This is a genomic window from Planctomycetota bacterium, assembly GCA_018242585.1.
Taxonomy (GTDB): Bacteria; Planctomycetota; Planctomycetia; order Pirellulales; family PNKZ01; genus JAFEBQ01.
Genome location: JAFEBQ010000001.1, coordinates 1 through 26,763, shown reverse-complemented (window position 1 = coordinate 26,763; position 26,763 = coordinate 1). Strand labels below are relative to the sequence as shown.

At 62.8% G+C, this 26,763-nt stretch carries 24 protein-coding genes; 17 read left to right on the top strand and 7 right to left on the bottom strand.

Annotated elements, in window-relative coordinates; genetic code table 11:
- The first annotated feature begins 36 nt into the window (after positions 1-36).
- The 4 genes from JSS27_00120 to JSS27_00105 are packed head-to-tail and all read left to right on the top strand — an operon-like array spanning position 37 to position 2,508.
- Positions 37-900 carry an ABC transporter permease gene (locus JSS27_00120; protein ID MBS0207331.1) on the top strand — a complete coding sequence of 288 codons (864 nt, stop codon included), beginning with the start codon at positions 37-39 and terminating at the stop codon, positions 898-900.
- Positions 897-1,703 (top strand): SCO family protein, encoded by an 807-nt coding sequence (locus JSS27_00115; protein MBS0207330.1) that lies wholly within the window; start codon positions 897-899, stop codon positions 1,701-1,703. Before JSS27_00120 ends, JSS27_00115 begins: the two co-directional genes overlap by 4 nt.
- A 29-nt stretch (positions 1,704-1,732) precedes the next feature.
- Entirely contained in the window at positions 1,733-2,182 is a 450-nt protein-coding gene (locus tag JSS27_00110; protein ID MBS0207329.1) for a DUF420 domain-containing protein, read from the top strand.
- Between the two features lie 47 nt (positions 2,183-2,229).
- A complete protein-coding gene (locus tag JSS27_00105; GenBank protein MBS0207328.1) occupies positions 2,230-2,508 on the top strand; it encodes a hypothetical protein in 279 nt (92 codons plus the stop codon).
- A 57-nt stretch (positions 2,509-2,565) separates the two neighbouring features.
- Here JSS27_00105 and JSS27_00100 read toward each other — a convergent pair whose 3' ends face one another.
- Positions 2,566-3,390: an alpha/beta hydrolase gene (locus tag JSS27_00100; protein MBS0207327.1), complete on the bottom strand. Its 825-nt coding sequence runs from the start codon at positions 3,388-3,390 to the stop codon at positions 2,566-2,568.
- 323 nt (positions 3,391-3,713) lie between these two features.
- Here JSS27_00100 and JSS27_00095 point away from each other — a divergent pair, with 323 nt between their 5' ends.
- Positions 3,714-5,312, top strand: a complete 1,599-nt coding sequence (locus JSS27_00095; GenBank protein MBS0207326.1) for a PQQ-binding-like beta-propeller repeat protein — start codon at positions 3,714-3,716, stop codon at positions 5,310-5,312.
- A 61-nt stretch (positions 5,313-5,373) separates the two neighbouring features.
- Here the strand turns inward: JSS27_00095 and JSS27_00090 are convergent, their stop codons facing one another.
- Complete coding sequence (locus JSS27_00090; GenBank protein MBS0207325.1) at positions 5,374-6,522, bottom strand: ACP S-malonyltransferase; 1,149 nt, start codon at positions 6,520-6,522, stop codon at positions 5,374-5,376.
- A 211-nt stretch (positions 6,523-6,733) separates the two neighbouring features.
- On the opposite strand from JSS27_00090, the gene JSS27_00085 reads away from it, so the two are divergent.
- The 6 genes from JSS27_00085 (at position 6,734) to JSS27_00060 (ending at position 13,224) form a co-directional block, all read left to right on the top strand.
- A complete protein-coding gene (locus JSS27_00085; GenBank protein ID MBS0207324.1) occupies positions 6,734-7,516 on the top strand; it encodes an SDR family oxidoreductase in 783 nt (260 codons plus the stop codon).
- Between the two features lie 24 nt (positions 7,517-7,540).
- Positions 7,541-8,953 (top strand): dihydropteroate synthase, encoded by a 1,413-nt coding sequence (locus JSS27_00080; GenBank protein MBS0207323.1) that lies wholly within the window; start codon positions 7,541-7,543, stop codon positions 8,951-8,953.
- Positions 8,953-10,386: an anthranilate synthase component I family protein gene (locus JSS27_00075; GenBank protein MBS0207322.1), complete on the top strand. Its 1,434-nt coding sequence runs from the start codon at positions 8,953-8,955 to the stop codon at positions 10,384-10,386. The genes JSS27_00080 and JSS27_00075 overlap by 1 nt, the downstream gene beginning before the upstream one ends.
- Positions 10,383-11,063, top strand: coding sequence for an aminodeoxychorismate/anthranilate synthase component II (locus JSS27_00070; GenBank protein ID MBS0207321.1), 681 nt, complete (start codon positions 10,383-10,385; stop codon positions 11,061-11,063). Before JSS27_00075 ends, JSS27_00070 begins: the two co-directional genes overlap by 4 nt.
- Before the next feature lie 42 nt (positions 11,064-11,105).
- Positions 11,106-12,677: a DUF447 family protein gene (locus JSS27_00065; GenBank protein ID MBS0207320.1), complete on the top strand. Its 1,572-nt coding sequence runs from the start codon at positions 11,106-11,108 to the stop codon at positions 12,675-12,677.
- Positions 12,678-12,969: 292 nt separating this feature from the next.
- Positions 12,970-13,224 carry a BON domain-containing protein gene (locus JSS27_00060; GenBank protein ID MBS0207319.1) on the top strand — a complete coding sequence of 85 codons (255 nt, stop codon included), beginning with the start codon at positions 12,970-12,972 and terminating at the stop codon, positions 13,222-13,224.
- A gap of 58 nt (positions 13,225-13,282) precedes the next feature.
- On the opposite strand, the gene JSS27_00055 is transcribed toward JSS27_00060, so the two are convergent.
- From JSS27_00055 to JSS27_00045, 3 genes are all read right to left on the bottom strand, one after another.
- Positions 13,283-13,678, bottom strand: a complete 396-nt coding sequence (locus tag JSS27_00055) for an STAS domain-containing protein (protein MBS0207318.1) — start codon at positions 13,676-13,678, stop codon at positions 13,283-13,285.
- A gap of 173 nt (positions 13,679-13,851) precedes the next feature.
- Entirely contained in the window at positions 13,852-14,019 is a 168-nt protein-coding gene (yacG, locus tag JSS27_00050; GenBank protein ID MBS0207317.1) for a DNA gyrase inhibitor YacG, read from the bottom strand.
- Positions 14,020-14,073: 54 nt separating this feature from the next.
- Positions 14,074-14,415: a zinc ribbon domain-containing protein gene (locus JSS27_00045; protein MBS0207316.1), complete on the bottom strand. Its 342-nt coding sequence runs from the start codon at positions 14,413-14,415 to the stop codon at positions 14,074-14,076.
- A gap of 458 nt (positions 14,416-14,873) precedes the next feature.
- Between JSS27_00045 and JSS27_00040 the strand changes: the two genes are divergently transcribed.
- The 5 genes from JSS27_00040 to JSS27_00020 all read left to right on the top strand — a co-directional run bounded on the left by JSS27_00040 (position 14,874) and on the right by JSS27_00020 (position 24,457).
- Positions 14,874-17,117, top strand: a complete 2,244-nt coding sequence (locus JSS27_00040) for a peptidyl-prolyl cis-trans isomerase (GenBank protein ID MBS0207315.1) — start codon at positions 14,874-14,876, stop codon at positions 17,115-17,117.
- 45 nt (positions 17,118-17,162) lie between these two features.
- Positions 17,163-17,675, top strand: a complete 513-nt coding sequence (locus JSS27_00035) for a class IV adenylate cyclase (GenBank protein MBS0207314.1) — start codon at positions 17,163-17,165, stop codon at positions 17,673-17,675.
- A gap of 235 nt (positions 17,676-17,910) precedes the next feature.
- Positions 17,911-19,197, top strand: coding sequence for a citrate synthase (locus JSS27_00030; GenBank protein ID MBS0207313.1), 1,287 nt, complete (start codon positions 17,911-17,913; stop codon positions 19,195-19,197).
- 391 nt (positions 19,198-19,588) lie between these two features.
- Positions 19,589-20,662 (top strand): WD40 repeat domain-containing protein, encoded by a 1,074-nt coding sequence (locus JSS27_00025; protein ID MBS0207312.1) that lies wholly within the window; start codon positions 19,589-19,591, stop codon positions 20,660-20,662.
- A gap of 63 nt (positions 20,663-20,725) precedes the next feature.
- Positions 20,726-24,457, top strand: coding sequence for a carboxypeptidase regulatory-like domain-containing protein (locus JSS27_00020; GenBank protein MBS0207311.1), 3,732 nt, complete (start codon positions 20,726-20,728; stop codon positions 24,455-24,457).
- 112 nt (positions 24,458-24,569) lie between these two features.
- Here JSS27_00020 and JSS27_00015 read toward each other — a convergent pair whose 3' ends face one another.
- On the bottom strand, positions 24,570-24,743 hold the full coding sequence (locus JSS27_00015; protein ID MBS0207310.1) for a hypothetical protein: 174 nt from the start codon (positions 24,741-24,743) through the stop codon (positions 24,570-24,572).
- A gap of 175 nt (positions 24,744-24,918) precedes the next feature.
- On the opposite strand from JSS27_00015, the gene JSS27_00010 reads away from it, so the two are divergent.
- Complete coding sequence (locus JSS27_00010) at positions 24,919-25,311, top strand: DUF983 domain-containing protein (protein MBS0207309.1); 393 nt, start codon at positions 24,919-24,921, stop codon at positions 25,309-25,311.
- A gap of 108 nt (positions 25,312-25,419) precedes the next feature.
- Here JSS27_00010 and JSS27_00005 read toward each other — a convergent pair.
- On the bottom strand, positions 25,420-26,763 hold a 1,344-nt coding region (locus JSS27_00005; protein ID MBS0207308.1), incomplete at its 5' end, for an ATP-dependent Clp protease ATP-binding subunit.

The window sequence follows — 26,763 nt, the reverse complement described above, 5'->3', positions numbered from 1 at the left end:
AAGGGAGGGGTGTTGATCGTTGCCGCCTGAGACAACATGCCGACACTAACCGCCGAACAACCTGCGACGACGACCACTCCGCAAGGAGTGCAGCCGGTGAGGGCTGCGCTGGCGCTCGCCGGGCGCGAGATGTTGCGCTTTGTGCGGCAGCGCAATCGAGTGTTCGGCGCGCTGGGGCAACCGATCATCTTCTGGCTATTGTTTGGCGCTGGGCTGAGCCCGACGTTCAAAATGGCCGACGCCGGCGGCGCCTCGGGAGCGGCCGACGCCGTCAGCTACACGGAGTATTTCTTTCCCGGCACGTTGGTGCTGATTCTGCTGTTCACCGCCATTTTCGCCACGATCTCGATCATCGAGGACCGGCGCGAAGGTTTTCTGCAAGCCGTTCTTGTCGCGCCGATTCCGGGTTGGTCGATCGTGGCTGGCAAAGTGCTCGGCGCCGCGTCGATCGCGACGCTGCAAGCGTTGATTTTTCTGGCGCTCGGTCCCCTGCTGGGTTTGCGCTACACGTTGCAAAGCGTGGCGCTGATTGGGCTACTGACATTTGCCATCTCGTTCGCCTTGGCGGCGGTCGGTTTTATCATGGCCTGGCGGATGGACTCGACCCAGGGGTTCCATGCTATGATGAACGTCTTCCTGATGCCGATGTGGCTGCTGTCGGGAGCATTTTTCCCCGTCGAGCATGGCAGCCTGCGTTGGCTCGGCGCGGCGAACCCATTGACCTACGGCGTGAGCGCGCTTCGACATTTGATCTATGGATCGCAACCCCGCGCGGCTGGCTTGCTCGCCGATCTGCCGAGCGCCGCCACGAGCTGGGGGGTGACGTTCCTGTTCGCGGCAATCGCGTTCGCCGTGGCGTGTCGCATGACCCGCACGCGAACCAAAGGAGACTTGTTATGAGCACGATGGTGCGGGTGTGGCTGACGGTGCTGGTGCTGGCCGTGGGAGCGTATGGCTTCTATTCGGCCTGGCGGATTCGCAACCTGGCCCAGGAAAAAACCACGGCCGACTCGGGACGTTACACGCCCGAGGACGCGCTACGAGCATTCGGCCCAGGCAGCACTTCGCCGATCGCCGTGGTCCCGGCCAGCCACACCACGTCGGCTCCGGCCGCCGAGGTCAGCGCCGAGGCCGTCAAACCGGCGGCATTGCAGGATCTGGCTGCTTTGAAGTTCACCGAGCGCTCGGGGCGTGAGTTTAGCGTGGCCGAACTGAAGGACCGTGTCTGGTTGGGAAGCTACTTCTTCGCCAGTTGCACGGGGCCTTGTCGCCAGATCAATGTGGCTCTGTCCGATTTGCAAAAGGAACTATCCGACAAGGACGTGCTGATTGTCAGCATCACGGTCGACCCCGACAACGACACTTCCGAGGTCTTGCAACGCTATGCCAAGGCGTTCGAGGCCGACGAGCGGCGCTGGCTGTTTCTGACCGGCGATTTTTCGGACATCAAGCAGTTGTGCCAGTCGGTGTTCCAGATGCCGATCGACAAAAAGGTTCACACCGAGCGGCTCACGCTGTTCGACCGCCGGGGCAAGCCGCGCGGCACGTTCAACACCGCGGTGACGGCCCAGATGATCACCCTGCGCAAGCAACTTGAGGTGGTGCTGAAAGAGCCGAGCGGCGACGTGGCAGGCACGCAAGCTTCGGCCGGCGATGCCGAAGCCAAGCCAGCGCCGGCCGCCGGGTCGGAGAAGCGCTCGTGATCGACGCCGGCTGGTTCACGCTCGTCGGCTTGTCGGTCTATCAATTGCCGGCGGTGAACGCCGGACTCAATGCCCTGTCGACGGCGCTGTTGCTGTTCGGCTGGTTCGCCATCCGCCGCGGCCGCGTCGACGCCCATCGCCGCAGCATGCTGTCGGCCTTCGCGGTCAGCGCGGTCTTTCTTGGTTGCTATCTGTATTACCACCGCCACGCCGGGCATGTGCGTTTCACGTATGATGTGCCGGTAATCAAGTATGGCTACTACGCCATGCTGTTCTCGCACATTCTGCTAGCGATCGCGGTGCCGCCGCTGGTGATTTGGGCGATTTACCTGGGTTTGAAGAATCGGCTCGACACGCACCGCCGCGTGGTGGCTTGGGCCTGGCCGATTTGGCTGTATGTGTCGGTCACCGGCGTGCTGATTTACCTGGCCCTCTATCATTTCTGGCCGTCGACCGATCTGCCCGCTATAATGCCGTGACGTTCTCCGGCTGGCATTTCATTCTCTGATTCGCATGGGTTTGAACGATGAACCTCACGAAGCGCTCGTGGCTGATGTGGATCGTGGCGCTGGCCATCCTGGCGGTGGCGACCGACGTTTGGGCCTGCCCAGGGTGCAAGGAAGCGATCGAAGGGAACAACGGCCAAGGGGACGTCGTCTCGGGCTACATGTACAGCATTCTGTTCATGATGGCCATGCCCTTCACGCTGTTGGCGTCGTTCGTGACGTATATGTACTTCCAGGTCCGCAAAGCGCGGGCCGTGGCGGCGGTGGCCCCGATTCAAGTCATTCCGGGGCTTGAGTGATTCACGTTTAGCCGCAATGCCATAGGCATGCGCGCAACGGAATCACTGGACGACCTTCTAGCGCCCCGACGGCGGTGGCAGTGACGCGATGAACTCGTCGAGCGCCTGGAAATACTCTGTGCTCTGCGCGTCGTTATGATCGCCGCCAGTGATGGTCACGAATCGCTTCGGCCCGGGCGCGGCCTCGTGTAACTTACGACCCATCGCATAGGGAATCAATCGGTCGGCGTCGCCGTGGCTTTGCAACAACGGGCCGTGGTAATCGGCGATCTTGGCCAGCGAGTTCAGCCGTGTGCGCATCACGCTTCGCAGCGGCAGCACTTTGACGTGCTCGGCCGCGACCTCGGGCATGGACGTGAAGGTGCTCTCCAGGATCAAGCCCCGCGCGCCGTCCTTGGCGGCCAGGTCAACCGCCACGCCGCCCCCCAGCGAGCGCCCCATCAGAACGATCTCGCGCTCGCCTATACCCGCGTGCTCGGCCAGCCAGGCCCTTGCGGCTCGCGCGTCGTCGAGAATCCCTTGTTCGTTGGGAATCCCTTCGCTCCGCCCATAGCCGCGGTAGTCGAACGCCAACACCGTCAATTGATGATTCAGCGTCAGGTCTTCGAGCATCGACCGCAGGTAACTGATGTTCCCCGCGTTGCCATGACAATAGAGGACCACGGCCCGCGGCTCGGCGCACCGGGCCAGCCAGCCGTGCAGCGCGGTGCCGTCGGCCGACTCGAACCAGGCGTCTTCCATCGGTACGCGCCGCGCGGCTAACTCTTCGATCCCCTCGGTGGCGCTAACCGCGGCGGCCCAGGCGTCTTTAAGCTGTGCGTCCATCGGCTCGTAGGCTTCGGGCACGTACGGAACCGGATGGAAGACCATGTATTCTTCCATCGCACCGAGCGGTCCTTGCACCGGCCCGCCGCGCACACGACAGCCCGACTGGGCGGCCAGCAGCAGACTAACCAGCAAGAGGTTGGTGAAGACTGCCCGCATGTCCGCACACTGGAAAAAGCGCACGTTGGCCCGAACCGGGAACCCGCTAAGATTGGGGGCAGGACGATAGATGATCGCCCGCCGAGCGTCAATCACAGCTCGACCCTTCGCGGCGCGCCAGCAGGGTCCGCAATCAGGCCCAATTCGCTATACTCTCGGCTAGCTTCGAGGAATCATCCCCCGAGGTCTCATCCGCACTCGCGTCTCAGTGACCAGCCCTCATGCCTGCATCAATCCAATCGCCGCGTCCGCGTCGCTGGTGGCCCTTGTTTGCCATTGTGGCCTTCGGCGTCTGTCTGGCCACGGGTTGTTACATCGCCTTCCAGGACGACAGCGCTCCCCAGACCCTGGCCACGCTGATTTCGATTTGGCTCACCATGGCCTGGGTGGCCGCCTGGTTGATCTTCTTTTCGCCGTTGTCAGCCTCGACGCGGCGCGGCCTGGGCCTGGCGGCGGTTGTGTTACTGGTGGTGCTGTTCAGCACGGTGAAACTCGAAGGCTGCCGTGGCGACAACAGTCCCGTCTTTGCCTGGCGGTTCAAGGCTCGGCCGGCCCCTCCCGCCCCGCCGCGTGCCAAGCCCGACGAGAAAACGCCCATTGCCGTCGATCTGACCAAGACCACTTCGGCCGATTGGCCGCAGTTCTTGGGGCCAAACGACAATCTTCAAGTGACCGGCGCGAACCTGGCGCGCGATTGGACGGCCCAGCCGCCGAAAGAACTCTGGCGCGCGACGGTCGGCCTGGGTTGGGGCTCGTTTGCCGTGGTCGGCGACTATGCCGTCACGATGGAACAACACGGCGAAGGCGCTCAAATTGAAGAATGGGTCGTCTGTTACCAGAAAACCACTGGCCGAGTCTGCTGGACTCATGTTGACCCGCACTCGTTCGAATCGGTCGTTGGCGGCAAGGGCCCCCGTTCGACCCCCACGATTCGCAACGGTCGGGTCTATACCTTTGGCGCGCTGGGGCGGTTGAACTGTCTGGACGGCGCGACGGGCCAGCCGGTATGGAGCAAATCGCTCTACGACGAAAGCATCGAAGAGCAGAAGAAGCTCTTTCCCGAGTGGGGCAAAAGCTGCTCGCCCCTCGTGGTCGACGATCTGGTGATCATTAGTCGCGGCGTCCACCCGTTCAATTCGCTCGAGGCGTACGACGCGGCAACCGGCGACCTGCGCTGGTCGGCCGGCGGGGCGGCCTCGGCTTATGACTCGCCGGCGCTGGCCACGTTTGACGGCACGCGGCAAGTGGTGATCGTCAATGCCGAGAGTGTCGACGCGCACGACCTGCTGACCGGCAAGTTGTTGTGGCACTACCGCTGGGAAGGGGCCATGCCCAAGGTGCCGCAGCCGGTGCCGATCAACGCCCAGGAACTGTGGGTCGGCGCCGGCTATGGCGTCGGCTGCAAACTGTTAAAGGTGCTCCACGTGCGCAATGAATGGAGCACGGAACAGCTTTGGCAAAGCAAGCAGCTCAAGCCCAAGTTCACGAATATCATCGTTCGCGACGGCTTTGCCTATGGCCTGGACGATGGCAAGACACTCGTCTGTTTGGACCTGGGCAACGGCAAAGCGAAATGGCGCTCGGGCCGTTACGGCCACGGCCAGGTACTAGGCGTCGATGGTTTGCTCTTGGTGCAATCGGAAGACGGCGAGATCGTGCTGGTGGACGCCACGCCTGAGAAGGCAACGGAACTGACCCGCTTTCAGGCCCTGCATGACAAGACCTGGAACCAGCCGGTCTTGGCCGGCAGGTACTTACTGGTTCGCAACGACCAAGAAGCGGCGTGCTATGAATTGCCGGAAGAAGTTGCAAGTCGTTAGCGGCTAGTTGCAAGAGGTTTTCTCTAGCAACACGCAACTAGCAACCAGCAACTTTCCCCCCTCACGCCGGCTTCATCTCGAGCAGCCAATCCTCCAGCACCACGTGCTGCACGAATGGTGCGCGCAGCAAAGCCACGCGCGCGGGCAGCACACGTTGCAGCCACGGCCGGCGTGCCATGCCGCCGAGCGCTTGCAGTTCCAATTCGCTGAACCGCGTGGCGCCAAATTGCCCGCGGACGTTGTCGGCCAAGCGCTTGAACGTGGCTGGCACCAGGTTCGGTCCCGGCCCGACGTGAATCACCACTTCGACACCGCCGGACAGCAACTCATAAATCGCATCCCACAAAAACAGCGGGTGGTCGAGCCAACGCATCATCAGCTCGCGACTGTTGTAGTCGTTGTAGCTGGCCTTGCCCGTGACCAGCGACACGATCGTGGGACGCGGGGTCTTGAACCCGCCGGGCATGTTTTGCATCAGCAGGCCAGCGCGGTTCGGCACGTTCTTTTGCCACAATAGCGGTGTATGCAGCGGCGGCCAGCGTCCGCTGTTCTTGCGCACATGAACCGGGGCGCTCAACTCCTCGCTGACTCGATCTTTGAACCGATCGACGGTCGTTCCCTGGCCCAACACCAAGGCCGCGTTCGGCCCCAGTCGCGACGAGACCGCGATCACCCCTTTGGCTTCGGTTGTGATTTGCAGGCAGAGCCGATCGACACCCTCGAAATCGAGGGCTGGCCCGCGCGAAAAGACGACCCCCATCGTCACATCATGCGACAACTCGGCACAATCTCCGGCCAGCGCCGCCAACGGCCGCAGCACGGAGCCCAGGTCGTAAACCCCGCTCGCTACCAGCGCCGTGATCTCGCCCAAGCTATAGCCGAACGAGGAACGAACCCGTTCATATTCGACGCCGAAACAGGTGCGCAGAATTTCCAACTGGGCCAGTTCCATGCCCATGATCAGGCCGATGTCCTCGGCGAAGCTTTCGATGGTGCTTTCGCGACCGGCGCGGACGCGCTCGACCAGATCGACCTTTTGGCTCGTCGCTTCCGCGACATGCTCCGAAGCTTCTTTCAGCCAGCGCGCGACGATTGGACCGTATAGCGGATGCGCCAGGCACTCGGCGCTGCGCCCCAGATTCGTGGTGTTGTAGCCGCGAAAGGCCACCGTGGTGGTCAGCAGCCGGGATTTGAGGTCGACAATCGCCATGAGCGCGGCACACAACGGCGGAACAAGAAAAGGGCCGAGTAATCATATCTCTTGGCGTCCGTCGAGTCAGCAGCAGTACAAGCCCGCGTCGGCGGTCGATTCACAGGCCAGTTGCGGCCTTTTCTGGGGCCAAGACTCTCGCTCGCCGTCTGTGTATAACTGTCTATAACGCAATCTTTGCCCTGGTTCCCGCCTTAATCTCTCACCGCACATGACGACGCCCACCCACGAACTCGCTGGCCAGACGGCCGTCGTCACCGGAGCGTCCAGCGGCATCGGCCGCGCCACCGCGCTGGAATTGGCGTCGGCCGGAGCGGACCTGATTATTCACGCCCGGCGTTCGCAGTCGGCGCTCGACACCTTGGCTGCCGAGCTACGCGGTCGAGGCGTGCAAGTCAAAGCACTTTTGGCCGACCTCGGCGACCCGGCTGAACAAGACCGGCTAGTCGCCGAGGCTTGGGCCTGGCGCGGCCGCGTCGACGTCTGGGTCAATAACGCCGGCGTTGACGTGCTGACCGGCGAGGCGGCGCGCTGGAGCTTCGAGCAGAAGATCGCGTCCCTGTGGCAGGTCGACGTGGTTGCCACGTTGCGGCTGTCGCGCGACATTGGCGGGCGGATGAGCTCGCAAGGGCACGGCGTGATCATCAACACCGGCTGGGACCAGGCCGAGCAAGGAATGACCGGTGACAGCGGCCAGATCTTTGCGGCCGTCAAAGGGGCCGTCATGGCCGCCACGCGCAGCCTGGCCCAAGCGCTAGCGCCGCAGGTGCGCGTGAACTGCGTCGCGCCGGGCTGGATACAAACGGAGTGGGGGCACGGCGCGTCGAGCGACTGGCAGAACCGCGCCCGGAAGGAATGCTTGCTCGAACGCTGGGGCCAACCCGACGACGTGGCCCGCGCGACTCGGTTCCTGGCCTCTCCGGCGGCCGCGTTCATCACCGGGCAAACGCTCAACGTCAACGGCGGCTTTCGCTTTGGATCGCCACAGCAATGAAGTCGTCGCAATGAACTGGTTGCCATGCCGCGCGAGCACATTCATTTCGTCACGGGAAAACTGGCCGAGCCGGCGCTGCGCAAGGTGCTGGCGATACTTTCCGAGCGCGCCGGCTTCGACCATTCGATCAGCGTGCTGAAGATTTCGGTGGCTGCCCTGATGACTCCCGATTGGATTTCACGCCGGCTGCATGTGCCACCAGAAGCCACTCGCGTGGTCGTGCCCGGCTTGTGCGCTGGCGACCTGGCGACAATCGTCACATCGGCCGGCAAGCCGGTGATCCGCGGCCCGAAAGATTTACGCGATCTGCCCGAGTTCTTTGGCGACCGCCGCGAAGACGAACTAGATGGGACGTTCGACATTGCGATTCTGGCCGAGATCAATCACGCGCCGCGGCTAGCGCGCGAACAAATCCTAGACTTGGCGGCGCGCTATCACGGCGACGGGGCCGATCTGATCGACCTGGGTTGCGATCCCGGTGGTGGCTGGACCGGCGTGGCCGACACGGTGCGCGCGCTGTGCGACGCCGGCCATCGCGTCTCGATCGACACGATGGACCCGACCGAGGCGGCCAGCGCCGTCGCGGCCGGCGCTGAACTGGTCCTTTCCGTGAACAGCGGCAATCGCGAGGTGGCGGCCGAGTGGGGCTGTGAAGTGGTCGTCGTGCCCGACGAGCCCAAGAGTCTGCAAGGGCTCGACGAGACGATCGAGTTCCTCGTCCAGCGCGGTGTGAAGTTCCGTATCGACCCGATCTTGGAGCCGATCGGCTTTGGCTTTGCCCACAGTCTGGGGCGGTATCTCGCGGCGCGGCGACGCTACCCCGATGCCGAAATCATGATGGGGATCGGCAATCTGACCGAGCTGACCGATGCCGACAGCGCCGGGTTGAATGTCCTGCTGCTGGGCTTCTGCCAAGAGCTAGGCATTCGCAGCGTCCTGACGACCGAGGTGATTAACTGGGCTCGGACCAGTGTGAAGGAATGCGACCTGGCTCGACGGCTGGTACATCATGCGGTCACGCACCAGACCTTGCCCAAGCGGCTGGAACCCCGGCTGGTGATGCTGCGCGATACCAAGGTGCGCGAGTTCGGACCCGAGGGGCTAGAGCAACTGCGCGCCGGTATTCGCGACAACAACTACCGCATCTTTGCCGAAGGGGGCGCGTTGCACCTGATTGGCTCGGGCTTTCACCTGAGGGGCCGCGACCCGTTCGAGCTGTTTGCCGCGCTTTCGGCCACGGGGGCGACGAACTTAGACGCCAGTCATAGCTTTTACCTGGGCTATGAAATGGCCAAGGCACTGACGGCGCTGCAACTGGACAAGCAATACCGGCAGGACCAGGCGCTCGACTGGGGCTTTCTAACCGTGCCGGAGGCGACCCACCGCGCGCCCGCGAGCGGTCAGAACAAGACACCCGCCGAAGACGAGGCGTCCTGATGGCCGCATCGCGAGAAACCATCGCCGGCGCGCCGCTGGTCATGGAACTTTCGCCGGCGCCCGACACCGAGGCGGCCTTTCAGCGGTTTGCCGCGCTGCCCCATTGCGTCTTCTTTGACAGCGCACGGCGCGACACCCAGTTGGGACGCTACTCGTTCCTGGCCGCCGACCCGTACGAGTTCATCGAAGCGCACGAGGCCGCGACCGCGTGGCCATGTTGGCAGACGACGCTCGACGCCTGGCGGGCCGAGACAGTGCCAGGGTTGCCGCCGTTTCAGGGAGGGTTGGCGGGACTGGTGAGCTATGACCTGGGGCGTCAGCTCGAACCTGTGCCAGCCGCCGCGCACGACGAGTTTCGCTTGCCGCTGTTGGCGCTGGGTTGCTACGACGTGGTGCTGGCCTGGGATCATGTGGCCGGCCGGGCGTGGTTGATCTCGCAAGGAGCGCCGGCCCGCGAGCCCGCCGAGCGCTCGCGGCGCGCCAAGGAGCGGCTCGAAACCTTTCTCGACGTGCTTCATCGGCAGCCGTTTCCTAGTTCACCGGCCAATGATCGTCCCAAGGCGAATGCGACAACCATCACCGCGCCGCAATTCGCCGTGCCTGGCTTTCCGGGGTTAACCAGCAATTTCTCGCGCGAGCAATACTTGCGCACCGTCGAGCGAGCCATCGAATACGTCGCGGCTGGCGACATCTTTCAAGTCAACCTGTCACAGCGGTTGCTGTATCCCGCAGTGATGCCGGCCCCGGAACTCTATCGCCACCTACGGCGTTGCAACCCGGCCACGTTTTCGGGTTATTTCGATCTGGGGGCCGAACAGCTTGTCAGCGCATCGCCCGAGCGATTCTTGCATCTGTCGCACGGGGCGGTCGAAGCGCGCCCGATCAAGGGGACACGTCCGCGAACCGCCCGGGCCGAGGCCGATTTGTTCGCCGGCGACGATCTGCAAGCCAGCGAGAAGGACCGGGCCGAGAATGTGATGATCGTTGACCTGTTGCGCAACGATCTGTCGCGCGTCTGTCAACCTGACAGCGTCCACGTGACGCAACTTTGCTCGCTCGAACGCTATGAATTCGTGCAACACCTGGTGTCGGCGGTGCGCGGCCAGGTGCGCGCCGAGTTGGGGCCGCTCGATCTGTGGCGAGCCACGATCCCGGGCGGATCGATCACCGGCGCGCCCAAGGTGCGGGCCATGCAAATCATCTCGGAACTCGAACCGACCGCCCGCGGGCCTTACTGTGGCAACCTGTTTTACCTTGGCTATGACGGGGCGATGGACTCCAGTATTCTGATTCGTACGCTGACCGTCGCCGGTGGTTGGTACCAGTTCCCGGTTGGCGGCGGCATTGTCGCCCAATCGGACCCGCGGGCCGAATACGACGAGACCTGGCACAAGGCGGCCGGCCTGCTCGAAGCATTGCGGCCATTCTCATGATCTTGCTTGTCGACAACTACGATAGCTTCGTGCATAACCTGGCGCGTTATCTGACGCGCCTCGGCGGAGACGTCGTCGTGGCGCGGAACGACGTGATTGACGTCGCGGTACTCGAACATGAGCCACCACAGGCGATTGTCATCTCGCCGGGACCGTGCGCGCCGGACCAGGCGGGCTGTTCGCTTGACGTGATTCGTGAGATGGTCGGCCGCGTGCCAATGCTCGGCGTCTGCCTGGGACACCAGGCGATTGTGCAAGCTTTGGGGGGCAAGATCGTACGGGCCGAGCAACCGCGGCATGGCCGCGCGTCGGCGGTTCATCACACCGGGCGGGGCCTGTTCGCGGACTTGCCGTCGCCGTTGTCGGCTTGCCGGTATCATTCGCTGGTGGCTGATGAGAAGACACTGCCCGCGTGCCTGGAAGTGACTGCCCGGGCGAACGATGGCGTAATCATGGCTGTCGCGCATCGCGAGTTGCCAATCGTTGGCGTGCAGTTCCATCCCGAGTCGATCTTGACCGAATACGGCTATGAAATGCTGGCGAACTTTCTGCGCTTGGCGGGCGTGCGCAGCGTCGCCGGCGGAAAGACGCCCGGCGAGTTGACCGGGGCCATGCGCGAGTTGCGCGTCGCGTCGCGCCCGGCTTACCCGTTGCCGACGGCCCCGGTGACGTTCTGAACGAGTTGACGGCGTGGAATTCCTTTCATCGCGAGCGGCATTGTGATTGTCGAAGGTTTGATCATCACGGTCGATCGCACCGGACAGGTGAACCTGGCGCCGCTAGGCCCCGTGGTCGATGAGGGGCAGACCCACTTCCTGCTGCGTCCGTTCCAGGGATCGAAGACGCTGGCGAACCTGCAAGAGACCGGCGTCGCGACGTTTCACATCATTGACGACGTGGAATTGACCGCGCGAGCGGCGATCAACGCGATAGCCGAAATGCCCAAACTGGAACGAGTCGCAGGGGTCGAAGTTCCTGTCTTGGCCGATACGTGTCGCTGGTTCGCGCTGCGCGTGGTCGAGATCGATGCGTCTCAAGCGCGGGTGGAAGTTCGCACCGAGGTGACGGCCCAGGGGGCGCTGCGCGACTTTTGGGGGTTCAATCGAGCGAAGCATGCGATTCTGGAAGCGGCCATCGCCGCGACGCGGGTGAAGCTGTTGCCGGGCGAGGAGATCGTTGCCGAGTTTCGACGTTTGGCGCCGCTGGTGCGAAAAACCGGTGGCACGGCCGAGCAGCGCGCTTGGGACTTGCTGGCCAATCACGTGGCCGGGACGCTGGGCGTTTTGCCTCAAGAACTCGGCTCAATCAGCGCCGGTCGGCCGCGGCGCGTGCGTGTCGAGACGGGCAGCCGGCTGCACTTTGGCATGTTCTCGTTCGGTCAGCCTAATGTGCCGGCATTCGGCGGGCTGGGCGCGATGGTTAGCGAGCCGAGCGTGGTTGTTGAACTCACCTTAGCCGACAGGCTTTCCGCCGAGGGCCCGCTCGCGTCGGTCGCCGAGGCGGCGCTGCGCCGGGCACAGCAAGCGGGTTGGCTGGCGGACTTGCCGGGTTGTCATGCACAAATCATGGAAACGCCACGGCAGCACATCGGGCTGGGCGTCGGCACGCAACTAGCGCTGGCCGTTGTGGCCGGGGGCAATGCGCTGGCCGGCGGGCCGTTACGGAGCGCCGAGGAATTGGCCACGGTGTCCGGCCGCGCTGGTCGCTCGAGCATCGGCACGTTGGGTTTTGTCTCAGGAGGCTTGCTGATCGAAGCAGGAAAGCCAGTCGACGCGTCGCGCAACGCAACCGCGATCGGTCAACTGGTTGCGCGCGTCGCGCTGCCGGACGATTGGCGATGGATACTGCTGACACCACGCGAGGCGTCGGGCCTGTCGGGCGATACCGAACGGCGAGCGTTCGAGACGTTGCCAGCCGTGCCCGAGGCGGTGACCAATGAGCTGGTGCGGCTGGCTACGCTGGATATCGTGCCGGCGGCCCAGCGCGCGGATGTGAACACGTTTAACGAATCGTTGCACCGCTTCAGCATCCTGGCGGGCAATTGCTTTGCTCGGCATCAGCAAGGGGTTCCGTTCCATGCCTGGACAGCGCGCTGGATTGCCTGGCTGCAACAAGCCGGTGTTCGCGGCGGCGCTCAATCGTCGTGGGGGCCGACGCTGGCACTGGTGGCCGCCAGTGAAACAGCGGCCCGGGATCTGGTCGATCGACTGTCGATTGCCAAGGGCGAAGATGTTGAGGTGGTGATCGCACGGCCCGCGAATCGTGGTGCGCTAATCGCTGTCGACTACTAGAGCGATTTTCAACTCGTTGTGGCGTGCCGATCCAGGCCGTCATCCACGCGCAGGCCGGAACCGGGATAGATAGCCACAACGCCTAGATTCCCGCCTGCGCGGGAATGACGGAAAAGTGCCCTCATCGTCGGCACAACCGTCACGGTCGCCGGCAATCGGCAAAATCTTCGCAGTTTATCGAGTGTTACCTGCGGTCGCCGTGCTGGCGAGGTCGATGGAACCGATGCCGGCCTTAGGACAGCGGGGATTCGCTGTCACCCGCCCGCATCTCCCGCCGACCGAGGTAACGCACATGACTATCGTTTCGGACGCTTCGACTCACGTTGCTCCCGCGGTCGATCAGCAATTGATCGATCGGGCCACGACCGCGATCGTTAACAATCCGCACCTGCCCAAGCGGAAAGTGCGGCTCGAAGCCCGACAAGGGCAAATCACGCTCAAGGGCGTGGTGAACAGCTTCTTTCAGAAGCAGATGGCGCAAGAGGCGCTCCGCCGCATCGAAGGCGTGCGGCAGATCGACAACGAGTTGGAAGTGCAGTGGAGCTGAACCTCTGACTTACGTGAGAGGTTTCTGACTCTTCCGCGTGACGATTCTCGCGTGAGCGCTATTTCGCCGAAGGACGTGGCCGCGGGCGAACATGCCGAGTCCCCATCACCGCCTCGGTTCGATCGAGGTTATGCGGGAAGTGGCGGTCCAGCCGGCAGTGCCGTAGCACAATGCGATTCTCGTCCGACAGCCCGCAGAGGCGCATCGTCCCGCCATGCGCGGCCACGCGCCGATTGAGCGTCATCAACTCGCCAATCAGCATCGAGTGCAACAGATTCAACTCGTCGCACTCGAGGACCACGCGATAGGTCATATGCTGTTCGAGGATCTGCCAGACCGTGTCGGCCAACGGCGGCACGGCCAAAGCGCCTTCGGGCGTGCAGCGGATGTGGACAAACAACCATTCGGGGCCACGTTCGACTTCAAGTTCCCATCCCTGTGCGAGTTGCACCATGACGTTGCTCCTTCAACCTGCGGGGCGTGCGAAAACTGGTGTCTCCTGCCGGGGCGATGCGCGTTCATCTTACGCACCGGAGTCGACGACGCAACGATTTTTGCTTGGTTTTGCGTTGCGGCAGGGGTGCTAGCACTTGCGAGTGGAGCAGGAAGTGCGCCGCCGTCGCCGCGCTAATTGACCGACGCGGGATCGCCGTCGTCTTCGTCGCGTTCGATGGGCAGGCTGTACTCCTCGCCCAGCCAGCGGCCGAAATCAATCTGCTTACAGCGCGGACTGCAAAACGGCAGCGACTTGGACTGCTGCTCGTCGAATTCCGCCTGACAGATCGGGCAAGTCATCATCGCTGGCAATGCTCACGGGGGCTCGGCGTGGACCGGCGCGCGACGCGCAGTCTAGTTCTTCGGCTTGTGCTTCTTCTTGCCGGGGGCGGCCGATTCCCCCTTGGCCGGCTTGGGTTCGCTCTTGGCTTCGGTCTTGGCCTCGGACTTGCTTTCCGCGCTGTTGGTTGATGACGCTGGCTTGTCGGCCTCGGCCGCCTTGCGATACGAGTCGCTCCGGTAGTCGGTCTGGTAGAAGCCCGATCCTTTGAAGACGATGGCCGCCCCGGTGCCGATCAGGCGGCGGAGCTTGTTTTTACCACAGTTGGGGCACTTCTTTTTCGGTTCGTCGCGAATCGAGTGAAACAACTCGAACCGATGGTCACACGCATCACAGACGTAGTCGTAAGTTGGCATGGGGCGACAAGTTCCATAATTTAGTCGGCAAACCTTCAACACTCTCAAGCTATCCAACTTTACGTCCTTTAAGCAAGTGAGAGAAGGGGTTCGGCTCACGGAAGCTATCAGAACCTAAACCGGTGAATCGGCTCCAGTTTCTCGCGTGCCGGGGCGTGTGGCTGGCGGTTAGAACGCTGGACTTGAATCCCTCGCTAGCATTAGCGCCCGCGAGCGCCGCACAGTCACCCCCATCGGAAAAGTCACGGCAAACTGCTCGATTCTGCAATTGCCGTCAGCCGAAGATTTACCTACGATCCGGCCCCCTGCAAAACCTTGTCTCCTGCGGAATTGCGACAAGCCGACGACGACAAGTTGTCGTTCCCAATCGAGTCGCCACCCGCCCCGTCCGACGTCTCGCCCCCCGATCGCGCTCGTTCGAGCGCACTGCGCACCGCTGCGTTTGTAACGGAAAGACTGTGTTGCCGTACCTGATGTTGTCGCGGCTGTTACCACGACCATTGCGCGCCGAGGCTCGTAGCCGGCTGTTTCAAGCCGCGCTCGCTTCGCTGGCGTTGACCGGCGCAACCGAGGCGGTGATTGCTCAACAGCAGTTCAATTCGCCCTACTACGGCGGCACAACGCCGGGCTATGGCGGCGGTTATGCCCAGCCGATGATGCCACGATATGCCCCTGGGTACGCGCAGCCTGGCGTGGTGATGCCGGGCCAGGGCCCAATGAATCAGTCAAATCCCGCGGGCCAACCGGCCCTGATTCCGCCAGCGGCGACACGCCCGGCGGCTTGGCCCAGCACCTCGCCCATTGGTGCGAACGCCGGGGTTCAAGCGGGCGTCCCTCCGCAACCCGCGTATGCGGCGCCTGGAACATCGATCTCGTCCACGAGCGCGCCGGCAGGTTCGCAATCTGGCCCGCCCGGTCGGCCGGTCACCACCCAGCCGGCCAGCGGCTCGGGCTATGTGCCACCATCGTACACATTGCCGCCCTATCAACGACCCGTCGCGCCGGGCTATGCGGCCGCACCCGCAGTAGCGATTCCGACGGGGGTGAGCGTGGAAGCGGCGACAACCGAAACCTCGCCGCCATTATCGCCAGCGGTCACCCAGCCCATGCTTGTGCCGCCGGCCAACACGTTGCCACAGCCTGCTCTCAACACACAGCAGCCAAGCGCGTCGCAGCCGACGACTGCCGCTTATCCGCCAGTGCCCCAGTACCAGGCTGCGCCACCTGCACAGTCGGCGGCATTGATGCCGCCCGCTCAAGCACCGACGAGGCCTCTGCCACCGGCAACTTCTGATGCAGGCGGCGCAGGAGCGCCGAATGGTTATGCCCCCGCAGGTTACGCACCACCTGTTGTTGCCGCGCCCGGCGCCGTGCCTCCGCTCGCGGGACAGCCAGTTCTGGTTGCTAACAACACGCCGCTGGTGCCGCCGAATCAAACGCCGCCGGTGAATCAGGCTCCCCCCCATGCACAGTTTGCGCCTCCCGGGCAACCTGCCGTGCCGAACCAACAGTTACCCCCAGGCCAACCAGTTGTGCCGGGACCACCAATTGCCACAGGTCAGTCCGCTCCCACCGATCAGCCGCCCCAGGTGCAAGCCGAGACGTTCAAAGAAGTCAAGCCGGCCGACATCGTGAACTGGGACGGCTCGCGCATTGTGGCCCGCGTGGGAAACGAAGTCATTCAATGGCGCGACGTGATCGGCACGGTGAATGAACGGCTGTCGAACGCGGCGGGGCGCATTCCGCAGGACAAGCTCGACGATATCCGCATGCAATTGGCCAAGCAGCAACTCGAACAGTTGATCCAGACCAAGGTGATTTGCAACGAAGCCAAGCGCAAGGTGGCGGCGGAAGCGATCAAGAAAATCAATGAAAAGTTGGGCGAAGTATTCGACGAGCGCGAAATACCGCGCGTGATCGTCCGCGCTGGCGCCAAGAACGCCGCCGAGATCGACGCCAAGCTGCGCGAGAACGGCAGTTCGCTCGATCACCAGCGACGGTTATTCGTCGATCGGATGCTGGCCCAGGACTTTGTCCGCCAGAAAGTAAAGAGCGACGAAGACGTTCCGTTGGAGAACCAACTCGCCTTTTACGAGCAGCACAAGGATGAATACGACTATAAGGCGAAGTCACGTTGGGAACAGATCACGATTCGCTTCGATCGCACCCCGAACAGGAACGAGGCTTACCGCATGATTGCCGAGGCGGGCAATCGAGTGCTGCGCGGCGAACCATTCGCCATCGTGGCGCGCACGGCCAGCCAGAACTCGTCGGCTCGTGACGGTGGCGCGATCGATTGGACCACGCGCGGCAGTCTGGCCTCGGAAGCCATTGAGCAGGCGGTGTTCACGCTGCCGGCTGGGCAGATGAGTCCGATCCTCGAAGACAAGCAAGGCTTCCATATCGTGCGAGTGATCGAGCGCAAGGATGCCGGCCGCAAGCCCTTTGCCGACGTCCAGGCCGACATCCGCAAGAACATGAAGAAAGATCGAACCGACGCCCAAGTCGACCAGTACATTGCCGACTTGCAGAAGCAGACCAAAATCTGGACGGCCTTCGACGGCCCCGACCGAAGCGAAACGCTGCCCGGGGCGACGCTGCTCACGCCGTCAAATCTGCCAGTGCCGGTGATCCAGCCGGAAGTCCAGCAGACACAAATGCCAGCCGCCGCGGCGCCTGGCGCCTACCAGCGCAAGTATTAATCGTTGGCTTGCCGGCGCTGCCCGCCTTGGCATAGGCTGGTGGCCATGGCGAGGAACATCGAACTTAAAGCCCGGCTGACCGATCTCGCGTCAGCCCTGGTCACGGCCCAGCGACTGGCCACCGCCGATCTGGGAGTCGAGCGGCAGACCGACACGTACTTTCCCTGCCGCCAAGGCCGGCTCAAGTTACGCGAGATCGAAGGTCGCCCGGCGCAACTGGTCTGGTACGTTCGCCCTGACACCGTGGCGGCCAAGGCGAGCGACTACTCGCTGGTTCCGATCGCCGAGCCGGCGTCGCTCAAAGCGGCTCTCTCCGCCGCGCTGGGGGTCGAAGCCACGGTCGTGAAAGAGCGCCGCATCTTCCTGTGGCGCAACGTGCGGATTCATCTGGATCAAGTAGCGGGGCTGGGGGAGTTCCTGGAATTTGAAGCGGTGCTCGACGCCGATCTTGACGACCGCCACAGCCAGGAACAGTTGGCTTGGCTGAGCGAACAGTTTCAGTTGCGCCACGAACAATTGCTGGCCGGCTCCTATCGAGAACTGGGCGACGCGGAATAAGTCGCGCTAACGTGCGGGCGCGGGAACGACGACATTTTGGCTGACCTGGGCCAATCGGCGCACGATTACATCCGCGTCAGGATTCGATTCATTTCCGCCTTGTTTCATGGCCTTGGCTGGGCGATTGTCGAAGCCTCGGCCAACGGCTAAACTCAGCGTTTCGCGAGCGCGCGAGGCACGCGCGTTGGCGGATATGACGGGGTCGCCTGATTCGAGGAAAAGGAACACCGCTGCAATGAGCGACGACGGCAAGCTGAAACTAGGGAACGAGGAAATCGACTTGCCGGTGATCGTCGGCACCGAGAACGAACGAGGCCTCGACATCTCGAAGCTGCTGGCCCGAACCGGCCATATCACTCTCGACGAAGGCTACGTCAACACCGGCGCTTGTACCAGCAACATCACTTTCCTGGACGGCGACCGGGGGATTCTCCGTTATCGCGGCTATCCAATCGAAGTGCTCGCCGAGAAGTGCAGCTTTGTCGAAGTCAGCTACTTGCTAATCTATGGCGAGCTGCCCAACCAGCAACAGTTGGACGAGTTCCGCGATTCGTTGCGTCATCACACGATGCTGCATGAGGATTTCCGCCTGTTCTACAACGGCTTCCCGCGCGACGCGCACCCGATGGCCATTCTCAGCTCGGTGGTTGGCGCGTTGTCGACGTTTTATCAAGACTCGCTCGACCCGCACGACCCGCGGCAAGTCGAGATTTCGATCCACCGGCTGTTGGCCAAGTTGCCGACGATTGCGGCCATGAGCCACAAGAAGTCGGTCGGCCAGCCGATGATGTATCCGCGCAACGACCTGAGCTATTGCGCCAACTTCTTGCAAATGATGTTCGGCGTGCCGACCCAGCCCTATGCGGTCGACCCCGATTACGAAGCGGCGCTGAATCTGCTGCTGATCGTGCATGCCGACCATGAGCAGAATTGCAGCACGTCGACCGTGCGGATGGTCGGTTCGAGCAACGCCAATCTGTTCGCGTCGATCTCGGCCGGGATTTGCGCCCTGTGGGGGCCGCTGCATGGCGGCGCCAACCAGGCCTGCGTCGAGATGCTGGAAGCCATTCGCGACGACGGCGGGAATGTTCAGAAGTACATCGAGCTGGCCAAGGACAAGAAGAGCAACTTCCGCCTGATGGGCTTCGGCCACCGGGTTTACAAGAACTACGACCCGCGGGCCACGCTCATCAAGAAAACTTGCGACACGCTGCTGGCCAAGCTGCACATCAAGGATCCGATCTTTGAAATCGCCCAAAAGCTCGAAGCAGCGGCCCTGAGCGACCCGTATTTCATCGAGCGCAAGCTGTATCCGAACGTCGATTTCTATTCGGGCGTGATTTACCGGGCGATTGGTATGCCGATTCCGATGTTCACGGTGCTGTTCGCGTTGGGCCGGCTGCCGGGCTGGATTGCCCATTGGAAGGAAATGCACGCCTCGCCGACCAAGAAGATTTGTCGTCCGCGGCAGATTTACACCGGGGCCAAGCAGCGCGATTTCGTGCCGATTGGCAAGCGGTAGGATCGGGCCGCCGCTAAGTCTCTTTCGCTTACCTCTGGTGGCGTTGCTAGCTGTCTTGCAAAGGCGAGCTCTCTTTTCGCTGATTGCAGACTCAACGCTAGCGCCACCTCGTTACCCTCCCCCAGCCCCTCCCTGCGAGGGAGGGGTGTTCATCGCTCGCACCTCAAAAACTCTTTCGCGCAGCGAGTTCTCTTTCTCACATTCCTCTGCCTTTCTCCGTGCTTAACTCCGTGGCACCGTGCCGCCGTGGCTAAGCTTCCAGCCACTTGAGCAAATAACTTTTGCTCAGCCTGCGTTTCCCGCGCAACCGATAAATGACGAAGAGCCAATAGGCGCACCAGTGCGCCCCTTGGCAGCAGCTATCACTCACCTCGCTGGCGGGGATTCACGGATGAACATCGGCCGTCGTGCTTTCATCGCGCGGCTTGCGGCGGCGCTGTCGCTGGCCGGAGCGGCGCGCCTGCGCGCCCAGTCGCCGGCCGACAAGGCGACGGTCATCCAGGCCAGCCGCGTTTTGCAGATTCCCACCGCCCAGCGCCAAGGCCAGACGCCCGTGATCACCGCCGTCTCGCTCAGTAGCGACGGCCAGCGAATCGCCACGGCCGGCGATGATCACGTGATTCGCGTCTGGGACGCCAAGACTGGCGACTTGCTGAAGGAATTCCGCGAGCACATCGACTGGGTCCGCGACGTCGTGTTCGATCCGACCGACGGCTGGCTGATCAGCGGCGGTGATGACCGCGGTTTGAAGTTGTGGCACTTCCCAACGGGCGAAGTCCGCGATCTGCCTGGCTCGATCATGCCCACCTACCAGCTGAAGTGGGCGCCCAATGGCAAGCAAATTGCCGAAGCGGGATTCGAAGACAAGATTCGCATCTATGACGTCGCCTCGGCGCAGATCATCCGCGAGATCGAAGCGCCGTCGGGCGACATCCGCGCGCTGGTCTTCTCGCACGATGGGCGATTGTTGGCGGCCGGGGGGCGAAACGGCAAGATTCGCATCTGGAAAACCGACGACTTCGCCCCCCAGCGCGACATCGACGCCCATCGCCAACGGATTCGCTCGCTGGCCTTTTCGCCCGATGACACTCAATTGGCCAGCGGCGGCGACGACCGGCAACTGATCGTCTGGGATCCCCGCGGTGGCGGCGAAAAGTATCGGCTCCCTTCGCGGACGGGCAAGATTCACGTGCTGTGTTACTGCGGCAACCAGATGCTCGCCGCCGGCAGCAGCGACAACCAGATTCGCGTCTGGGACGTCGCCCAAGGGGCCGAGACATTCCGACTCACGGGGCACACCGGCAGCGTCGTCGCCCTGGACTATCACGCCCCCACCGGCTTGCTTGTGTCGGGCAGTTTCGACACCACGGTTCGCCTTTGGTATCCGCTGACCGGAGCCAAGGTCAACATCGCTCGCCAGCCGGGGGACACCAGCGCGGAACCATCGCTTCCCAATACTCGCTAACGCATTCGCCCCGAGTCACGACCGGCAAGTCGTCAACCTTTTCGTCGACGTGGAGGATAACCAGTGGGCCTGCTGAAACTGCTCTCCCGTCTGCGAGGCCATGAGTCGCGAACCGAGCGCACTGAAATCGCGCCGCGTCCCGACGCCCATCGGCGCTGCCGGATCGAACGGCTCGAATCGCGGCAGTTGATGGCCGCCGACATTCAACTGGGGACGGTTTACTTTGAACCGGCCAGTGGCACCGACAGCGTTGGCAACACGTACACCGTCACTTGGCAGGGTGGCGCGCCGGGCACCGAGTTGACCGAGCTGGACATCAATCTGGACAAGAACCAGAACGGCACGCTCGACGACGGCGAATGCTTCTTCAACACCGCGCTCGGCGGCGGGGGCGTTTATGGCTACACTCCTTTCACGCTGAATTCGCTCTCGGCAGGGGCCAGCCTGACCAGCGTGCAGGTCGCCAATGGCGGCCAATTGCTGAAGATCCAGTTTGCCGGCTTCACGACCGGCGATACGCTGGTTTTCCAGATCGACGTCGACGAAATGGGGCATGACGCATTCGGCAATCCCTCGGTGAGCGCGGTCGCCGAAGGAAAGGAATTCGAGGGCTCGCTCCTGACGGGCACGTTCACCAATCCCAACTATCAAGACGCCACGGGAACCGGTGTGTTCGTGGACCATTTCGACCCGGAACTCGCCGCCAGCGGCTTGCCGCTTCCGCCCGACAGCTACATGCCCCCGTCGCCAGTGGACGAGACGGTATTCACGGCGGGCACAATGTTCCCGCTGACACAGATTCCGCTGCCCAGCAGCATTGCGGGCAATGTTTACTACTCGATCAACGGCGCCTACGGCGATCCGGCCGCCACGCAGTTTCCCATTCCCAGTGTGACGCTGGAACTGGTCGACGCCAGCGGCAATCCCGTGCTCGACGGCTCGGGCCACGCCATCACCACCACGACCGACGCCAACGGCTACTACATTTTCAACAACCTGAACCCGGGCACCTATGGCGTGCGCGAAGTCCAGCCCCATGGCTACCTGGAAGACACCGACACGATCGGCTCGCTGGGCGGCACGACCAATGGAGTGGACGAACTAAACAACATCGTCCTGGTCGCCAACAACCACGGCGTGAATTACAACTTTTACGAACAGTTGCCGGCTTCGATCAGCGGCAACATCGTCGTCGTCACCAACGGCGACTGCGACGATCCAGCGGCCACGCACACGCCGATCGCCGGTGTCACGCTGGAACTGGTCGACGCCAGCGGCAACGCGGTCCTCGACGGCTCGGGCCATGCCATCACCACCTCGACCGACGCCCTGGGGAACTACTCGTTCACCAATTTGTACGCTGGCACCTACGGCGTACATGAAGTCGTGCCGGCGGGCTACATCGCAGGCTGCGATTACGTGGGCACGATCAACGGCGTCAACGTCGGCAATAACCCTGACGATTCGCACCTGACCAACATCGCGCTGACCTCTGGTCAGGACGGCGTTGACTACAACTTCCATTTGCTGCTGCCGGTCAGCATTGCTGGCATTGTCCAGCAAGAGTCGCTGCCGAATTGCGTCACCTCGGTGCCCACTTTCTCGCCGCTGGCGGGGGTGACGGTCGAACTGGTCGACGCCGCCGGCAATCCGGTGCTCGACGGTGGCGGCCATCCGATCACCACGCTGACCGACGCGAGCGGCGCCTATGCGTTCACTAATTTGGCGCCGGGAACTTACGGCGTGCATATTGACTCGCCGCCGGGCTTCTACGCCGGCTATTCGAGCCTGGGCACGGTCAACGGCGTGAGCGACGGCGTCCAGACCAGCGCCACGGCGCTGGATGGTGTGCTGATGTGGTCCAGCCAGAACGGCATCCACTACGACTTTGTCGTCCTGCCCCCCGCCACACTCGCCGGCAAGGTGATGACCGACGTGGACGGCCAGTGCGATACGAACCCCAACGAACCCGGCGTGGCCGGCGTCGAAGTCGACCTGGTCGACTCGTTGGGAAACATCGTGGCGACGACTCTGACCGATGTTAACGGCAACTACGTCTTCACCGGCATCATCCCCGGCACCTACACGGTCGTCGAAGTGACGCCAGCCGGGTACTACGAAGAAGACGCCCACCCAGGCTGTAACGGCGGCACGGTGATCAATACGCACACGATCACCAACGTCACCTTGGTGCCTGGCGACGACCCAGTCAATTACAACTTCTGTTTGAATCAGTATGCAACGCTGTCAGGTTATGTTTTCCAAGATGGCCCGGCGATCACGTTGCCGCTGGGCGTGTCGGACCTGGGCTCGGTCGATCCGGCCGTGCTGGCCACGCACACCGGGGTGCGCAACGCCGGCGACTCGATGCTGGCCGGCGTGACGTTGTATCTGGACGATGCCGCGGGGAACGTCGTCGCGTCGGCGGTGACCGATGCCAATGGGTTCTACCGCTTTGCCAACTTGATGCCGGGGTTGTATACGGTCCAGGTCGTCGAGCCCGGCGGAATCTACATCCCCTGGATCAACACAGCCGGCACCACCGGCGGCGCCGCCACGGCCGTGAGCATTGTCTCGATCAACCTGAACAACGGCGACAACTCGCTCGAGAACAACTTCAGCGTGCTGGTCTTGCAGGATCAACAGTTCTTCCTGCCGCCGCCGAACAGCGTCTCGCCATTGCCCACGCCCCAGATCGTGGCCGCGCCACCGATCAATCCGTTCTTGCCGCCGCCGACGCCCGCGGCCCCGTTGAGCCCACCGACGTTGCTAACGGGCAGCAGCCAGGTGATTGGCTACACCTGGCACCTGAGCGTGATCAACGCGGGCCAGCCGCGCGACATCAACTCCAACGGCGAAGCTCAGGTCCAGCTCACCGGCCAGCAACGCGGCGGCCAGTTGGACGAGTGGGTCGACGGCCCGGGCAACACGGCTCGCTTTCTATTGCGGGCGGGCGAGGGGCCGAACGACGTGCAAGTAATCTTGTTCGGCAACTCGTTCAGCACGCCCATCACGGGGGACTTCAACGGCGACGGCCGGGCCGACGTGGGCGTCTTCTACGCCGGCCAATGGCACGCCGACCTGAACGGCAACGGCGAGTGGGACAAGGACGACCTGTGGGCCAAGCTGGGCTACCAGGACGATCTGCCGACCACAGGCGACTGGGACGGCGACGGCAAGGCCGACTTTGCGATCTTTGGCCGCGCCTGGCCCGGCGATCCGAACGCCATCCTCAATGAACCCGGCTTGCCGAACCCCGACAACGTCGCTCATGGCAAGCAGAAGAACATGCCGCCGACCGTGGCCGAGGCGACCTACGGCCTGCGTCAAATGCGGCGGACATCGTCGGGCACGATGCGCGCCGATCTGATCGACCACGTGTTCTTGTACGGCACGCCGGGCGATCTGCCGATTGCCGGCAACTTCAACGGCGCCGGCATCGACACGATTGGCGTCTTCCGTGACGGCCGTTGGGACTTGGACATGGACGGCGACGGCCGGTTGAACGACCGGGACATCACGCTCTATATGGGCCAAGCTGGCGATCAGCCGGTGGTCGGCGACTTTGACGGCGACGGTCAGGACGAACTGGGCGTCTACCGCGATGGCGTGTGGCTGATCGATATCAACCGCGACTATCGACTGGACGCGGATGACATGACCGTCCGCTTTGGCGGCCCCGGCGACAAGCCGGTGGTCGGCGACTGGGACGGCGACGGCCGCGACGATCTGGGCGTGTTCCAGCCCGGCGGCGGCGAGTTGCGCAACGCCCAGGCGGCCCCTGAGCAGCGGTAACTACTGACGCTCAGCTAGTTTTTTCACCACAGAGACACAGAGTTCACAGAGGAAGAAAACTTCTTTTGTATTCTCTGTGCCCCCTGTGTCTCTGTGGTGAATCTCCTGGCCTTTAATTGCGGGCGAGACCTTCTACTAGCCTGCCGACGCAGAAGACGCACACCGCCCCCAGCAGGAACACCAGTTCCTGCCAGCCCTTGGGCAATCCGCCGGTCATCTGCAGCACCAGCGCCAGCGGAGCCAGGATCAACCCGGCGATTTGCAGCCAACGTCCCAAGGGTTTCATAGGTCAACTCGCATCGCGTCAAAACGTACGCCGCCCCCTCCCCTTAATCCTACGTCCGAAACGACACGGCATGGTGACCGTGCGATCACTGCTGGAGAGGGCGGCGCGATGCAATTCATGGTATCCTGTGAGGGTATCGATCGTCGAGATGCCGAACAACTCCATAGGCAACGCTGTGGCCGCTGAAACCCGTTCGCTGAGCCGGTTCCTGACGCTCTTGGGGCGGGCCGTCCGGCTGCGCTGCCCGCGCTGTGGCGTCGGCAAGCTGTTCAGCGGCTGGCTCAAGATGCACGAGCGCTGCGACCACTGCGACCTGAAGTTCCAGCGCGAGCCGGGGTTCTTTCTGGGCTCGATTTATTTCAACTACGGGCTGACCGCCCTGCTTGTGACGATCGCCTACTTTATTGGTTTTTTGGGCTTCGACGTCCATCCGCAACGCTTGCTCTGGTCGCTGACGGCGTTCTGCGTGTTGTTTCCGCTCTGGTTCTTTCGCTATGCCCGCAGTCTGTGGATGGGCTTCGACGAATTCGTCGACTCGCGGAGCCAATACGAAACGCCGCGGAAGTAGCTCAGACAAGCCCGTGGTCCCCGAAGTCTACTACCGAGCGCAAAGAAAAACGGCTTGCGACTTTTGATCGCGAGCCGTTTTCGTTTCAGGAATTAACCCAGCGAAGGCTTAACCTTCGGCCGGGGGCGATTGCTCGCTGGGGGTGGCAGCAGCCACGGCGGCGGGCTCGGGCTCGCCGACCACGCCTTCGAACTTCAACTGCTTGACCTTCCCCTTCTCGTTCTTGATGCCATCGACCAGGATCGTGTCCTTGCCTTGGAACTCGCCCTTCAGCAATTCCTCGCTGAGCGGGTTCTCGACCAGGTTCTCGATCGCGCGGCGTAGCGGACGAGCGCCGAAATCGGTGTCGGAGCCCTTGCTGATGATGAACGTCTTGGCGTCGTCGGTCAGCACGAGCTTCAGACCCTTTTCCAGAAGGCGGCCGCGGACCTTGCTCAGTTCCAGATCGACCACCTTCTTCAAGTCGTCAACCGTCAGGTGACGGAAGACGATGATGTCGTCGCAGCGGTTGATGAACTCGGGGCGGAACACGCGTTCGATCCGCTCCATCACCCGCGACTTCATGCTGTCGTACGAAGCGTCGTCGTCTGGCTTTTGGAAGCCGAAGCCGCTTTCGTTCTTGATCGCTTCGGCGCCGGCGTTGGTGGTCATGATCAGGATGGTGTTGCGGAAGTCGACGTTGCGACCAAAGCTGTCGGTCAATCGCCCTTCTTCCATCACTTGCAACAACATATTGAACACGTCCGGATGGGCCTTCTCGATTTCGTCGAGCAGGACCACGGCGTAGGGCCGGCGGCGAATTTTCTCGGTGAGCTGACCACCTTCCTCGAAGCCGACGTAGCCCGGCGGAGCGCCGATTAGCCGGCTGACGTTATGCTTCTCCATGTACTCGCTCATGTCGATCTGAATGAGCGAATCGGGATCGCCAAACATAAACTCGGCCAACGCCTTGGCCAGGTGCGTCTTGCCGACGCCCGTGGGACCGGCGAACACAAAGCAGCCAATCGGCCGCTTGGGATCCTTCAGCCCGCTGCGGCTGCGGCGAACGGCCTTGGCGATCGACTTCACCGCTTCGTCCTGGCTGATGACCTTCTTGTGCAGGTCGGCTTCCATTTCGATCAGCCGCGCGCTGTCTTCGGCGGTCATCCGAGTAAGCGGAATGCCGGTCATCTTCGAGATGACCTCGGCGATCACCTCGTCGTCGACCACGCCGTCGGCTTCGCGAGATTTGTCGCGCCAGTCGCGCATGATCTGCTGCTTTTTCTTCTTGAGCTTGTCGGCCTGATCGCGCAGGCCGGCCGCCTTTTCGAAGTCCTGGTTGGCGACCGCTTCTTCTTTTTCCTTGTTCAGCTTCTCGACCTGGTCGTCGATCTCCTTGAGGTCGGGCGGCTTGGTCATCGAGCGCAAACGGACGCGGGCACCCGCCTCGTCGATCACGTCGATCGCCTTGTC

What these genes read in the sequence shown, in the direction of transcription:
- JSS27_00055 (MBS0207318.1), bottom strand. Translation starts at nt 13,678, where the DNA reads ATGGTGCAACTCGCACAGGGATGGGAACTTGAAGTCGAACGTGGCCCC.
- JSS27_00070 (MBS0207321.1), top strand. Translation starts at nt 10,383, where the DNA reads ATGATCTTGCTTGTCGACAACTACGATAGCTTCGTGCATAACCTGGCG.
- JSS27_00030 (MBS0207313.1), top strand. Translation starts at nt 17,911, where the DNA reads ATGAGCGACGACGGCAAGCTGAAACTAGGGAACGAGGAAATCGACTTG.
- JSS27_00015 (MBS0207310.1), bottom strand. Translation starts at nt 24,743, where the DNA reads ATGAAACCCTTGGGACGTTGGCTGCAAATCGCCGGGTTGATCCTGGCT.
- JSS27_00080 (MBS0207323.1), top strand. Translation starts at nt 7,541, where the DNA reads ATGCCGCGCGAGCACATTCATTTCGTCACGGGAAAACTGGCCGAGCCG.
- JSS27_00045 (MBS0207316.1), bottom strand. Translation starts at nt 14,415, where the DNA reads ATGCCAACTTACGACTACGTCTGTGATGCGTGTGACCATCGGTTCGAG.
- JSS27_00115 (MBS0207330.1), top strand. Translation starts at nt 897, where the DNA reads ATGAGCACGATGGTGCGGGTGTGGCTGACGGTGCTGGTGCTGGCCGTG.
- JSS27_00025 (MBS0207312.1), top strand. Translation starts at nt 19,589, where the DNA reads ATGAACATCGGCCGTCGTGCTTTCATCGCGCGGCTTGCGGCGGCGCTG.
- yacG (MBS0207317.1), bottom strand. Translation starts at nt 14,019, where the DNA reads ATGACTTGCCCGATCTGTCAGGCGGAATTCGACGAGCAGCAGTCCAAG.
- JSS27_00060 (MBS0207319.1), top strand. Translation starts at nt 12,970, where the DNA reads ATGACTATCGTTTCGGACGCTTCGACTCACGTTGCTCCCGCGGTCGAT.
- JSS27_00105 (MBS0207328.1), top strand. Translation starts at nt 2,230, where the DNA reads ATGAACCTCACGAAGCGCTCGTGGCTGATGTGGATCGTGGCGCTGGCC.
- JSS27_00120 (MBS0207331.1), top strand. Translation starts at nt 37, where the DNA reads ATGCCGACACTAACCGCCGAACAACCTGCGACGACGACCACTCCGCAA.
- JSS27_00075 (MBS0207322.1), top strand. Translation starts at nt 8,953, where the DNA reads ATGGCCGCATCGCGAGAAACCATCGCCGGCGCGCCGCTGGTCATGGAA.
- JSS27_00085 (MBS0207324.1), top strand. Translation starts at nt 6,734, where the DNA reads ATGACGACGCCCACCCACGAACTCGCTGGCCAGACGGCCGTCGTCACC.
- JSS27_00035 (MBS0207314.1), top strand. Translation starts at nt 17,163, where the DNA reads ATGGCGAGGAACATCGAACTTAAAGCCCGGCTGACCGATCTCGCGTCA.
- JSS27_00090 (MBS0207325.1), bottom strand. Translation starts at nt 6,522, where the DNA reads ATGGCGATTGTCGACCTCAAATCCCGGCTGCTGACCACCACGGTGGCC.
- JSS27_00095 (MBS0207326.1), top strand. Translation starts at nt 3,714, where the DNA reads ATGCCTGCATCAATCCAATCGCCGCGTCCGCGTCGCTGGTGGCCCTTG.
- JSS27_00100 (MBS0207327.1), bottom strand. Translation starts at nt 3,390, where the DNA reads ATGGAAGAATACATGGTCTTCCATCCGGTTCCGTACGTGCCCGAAGCC.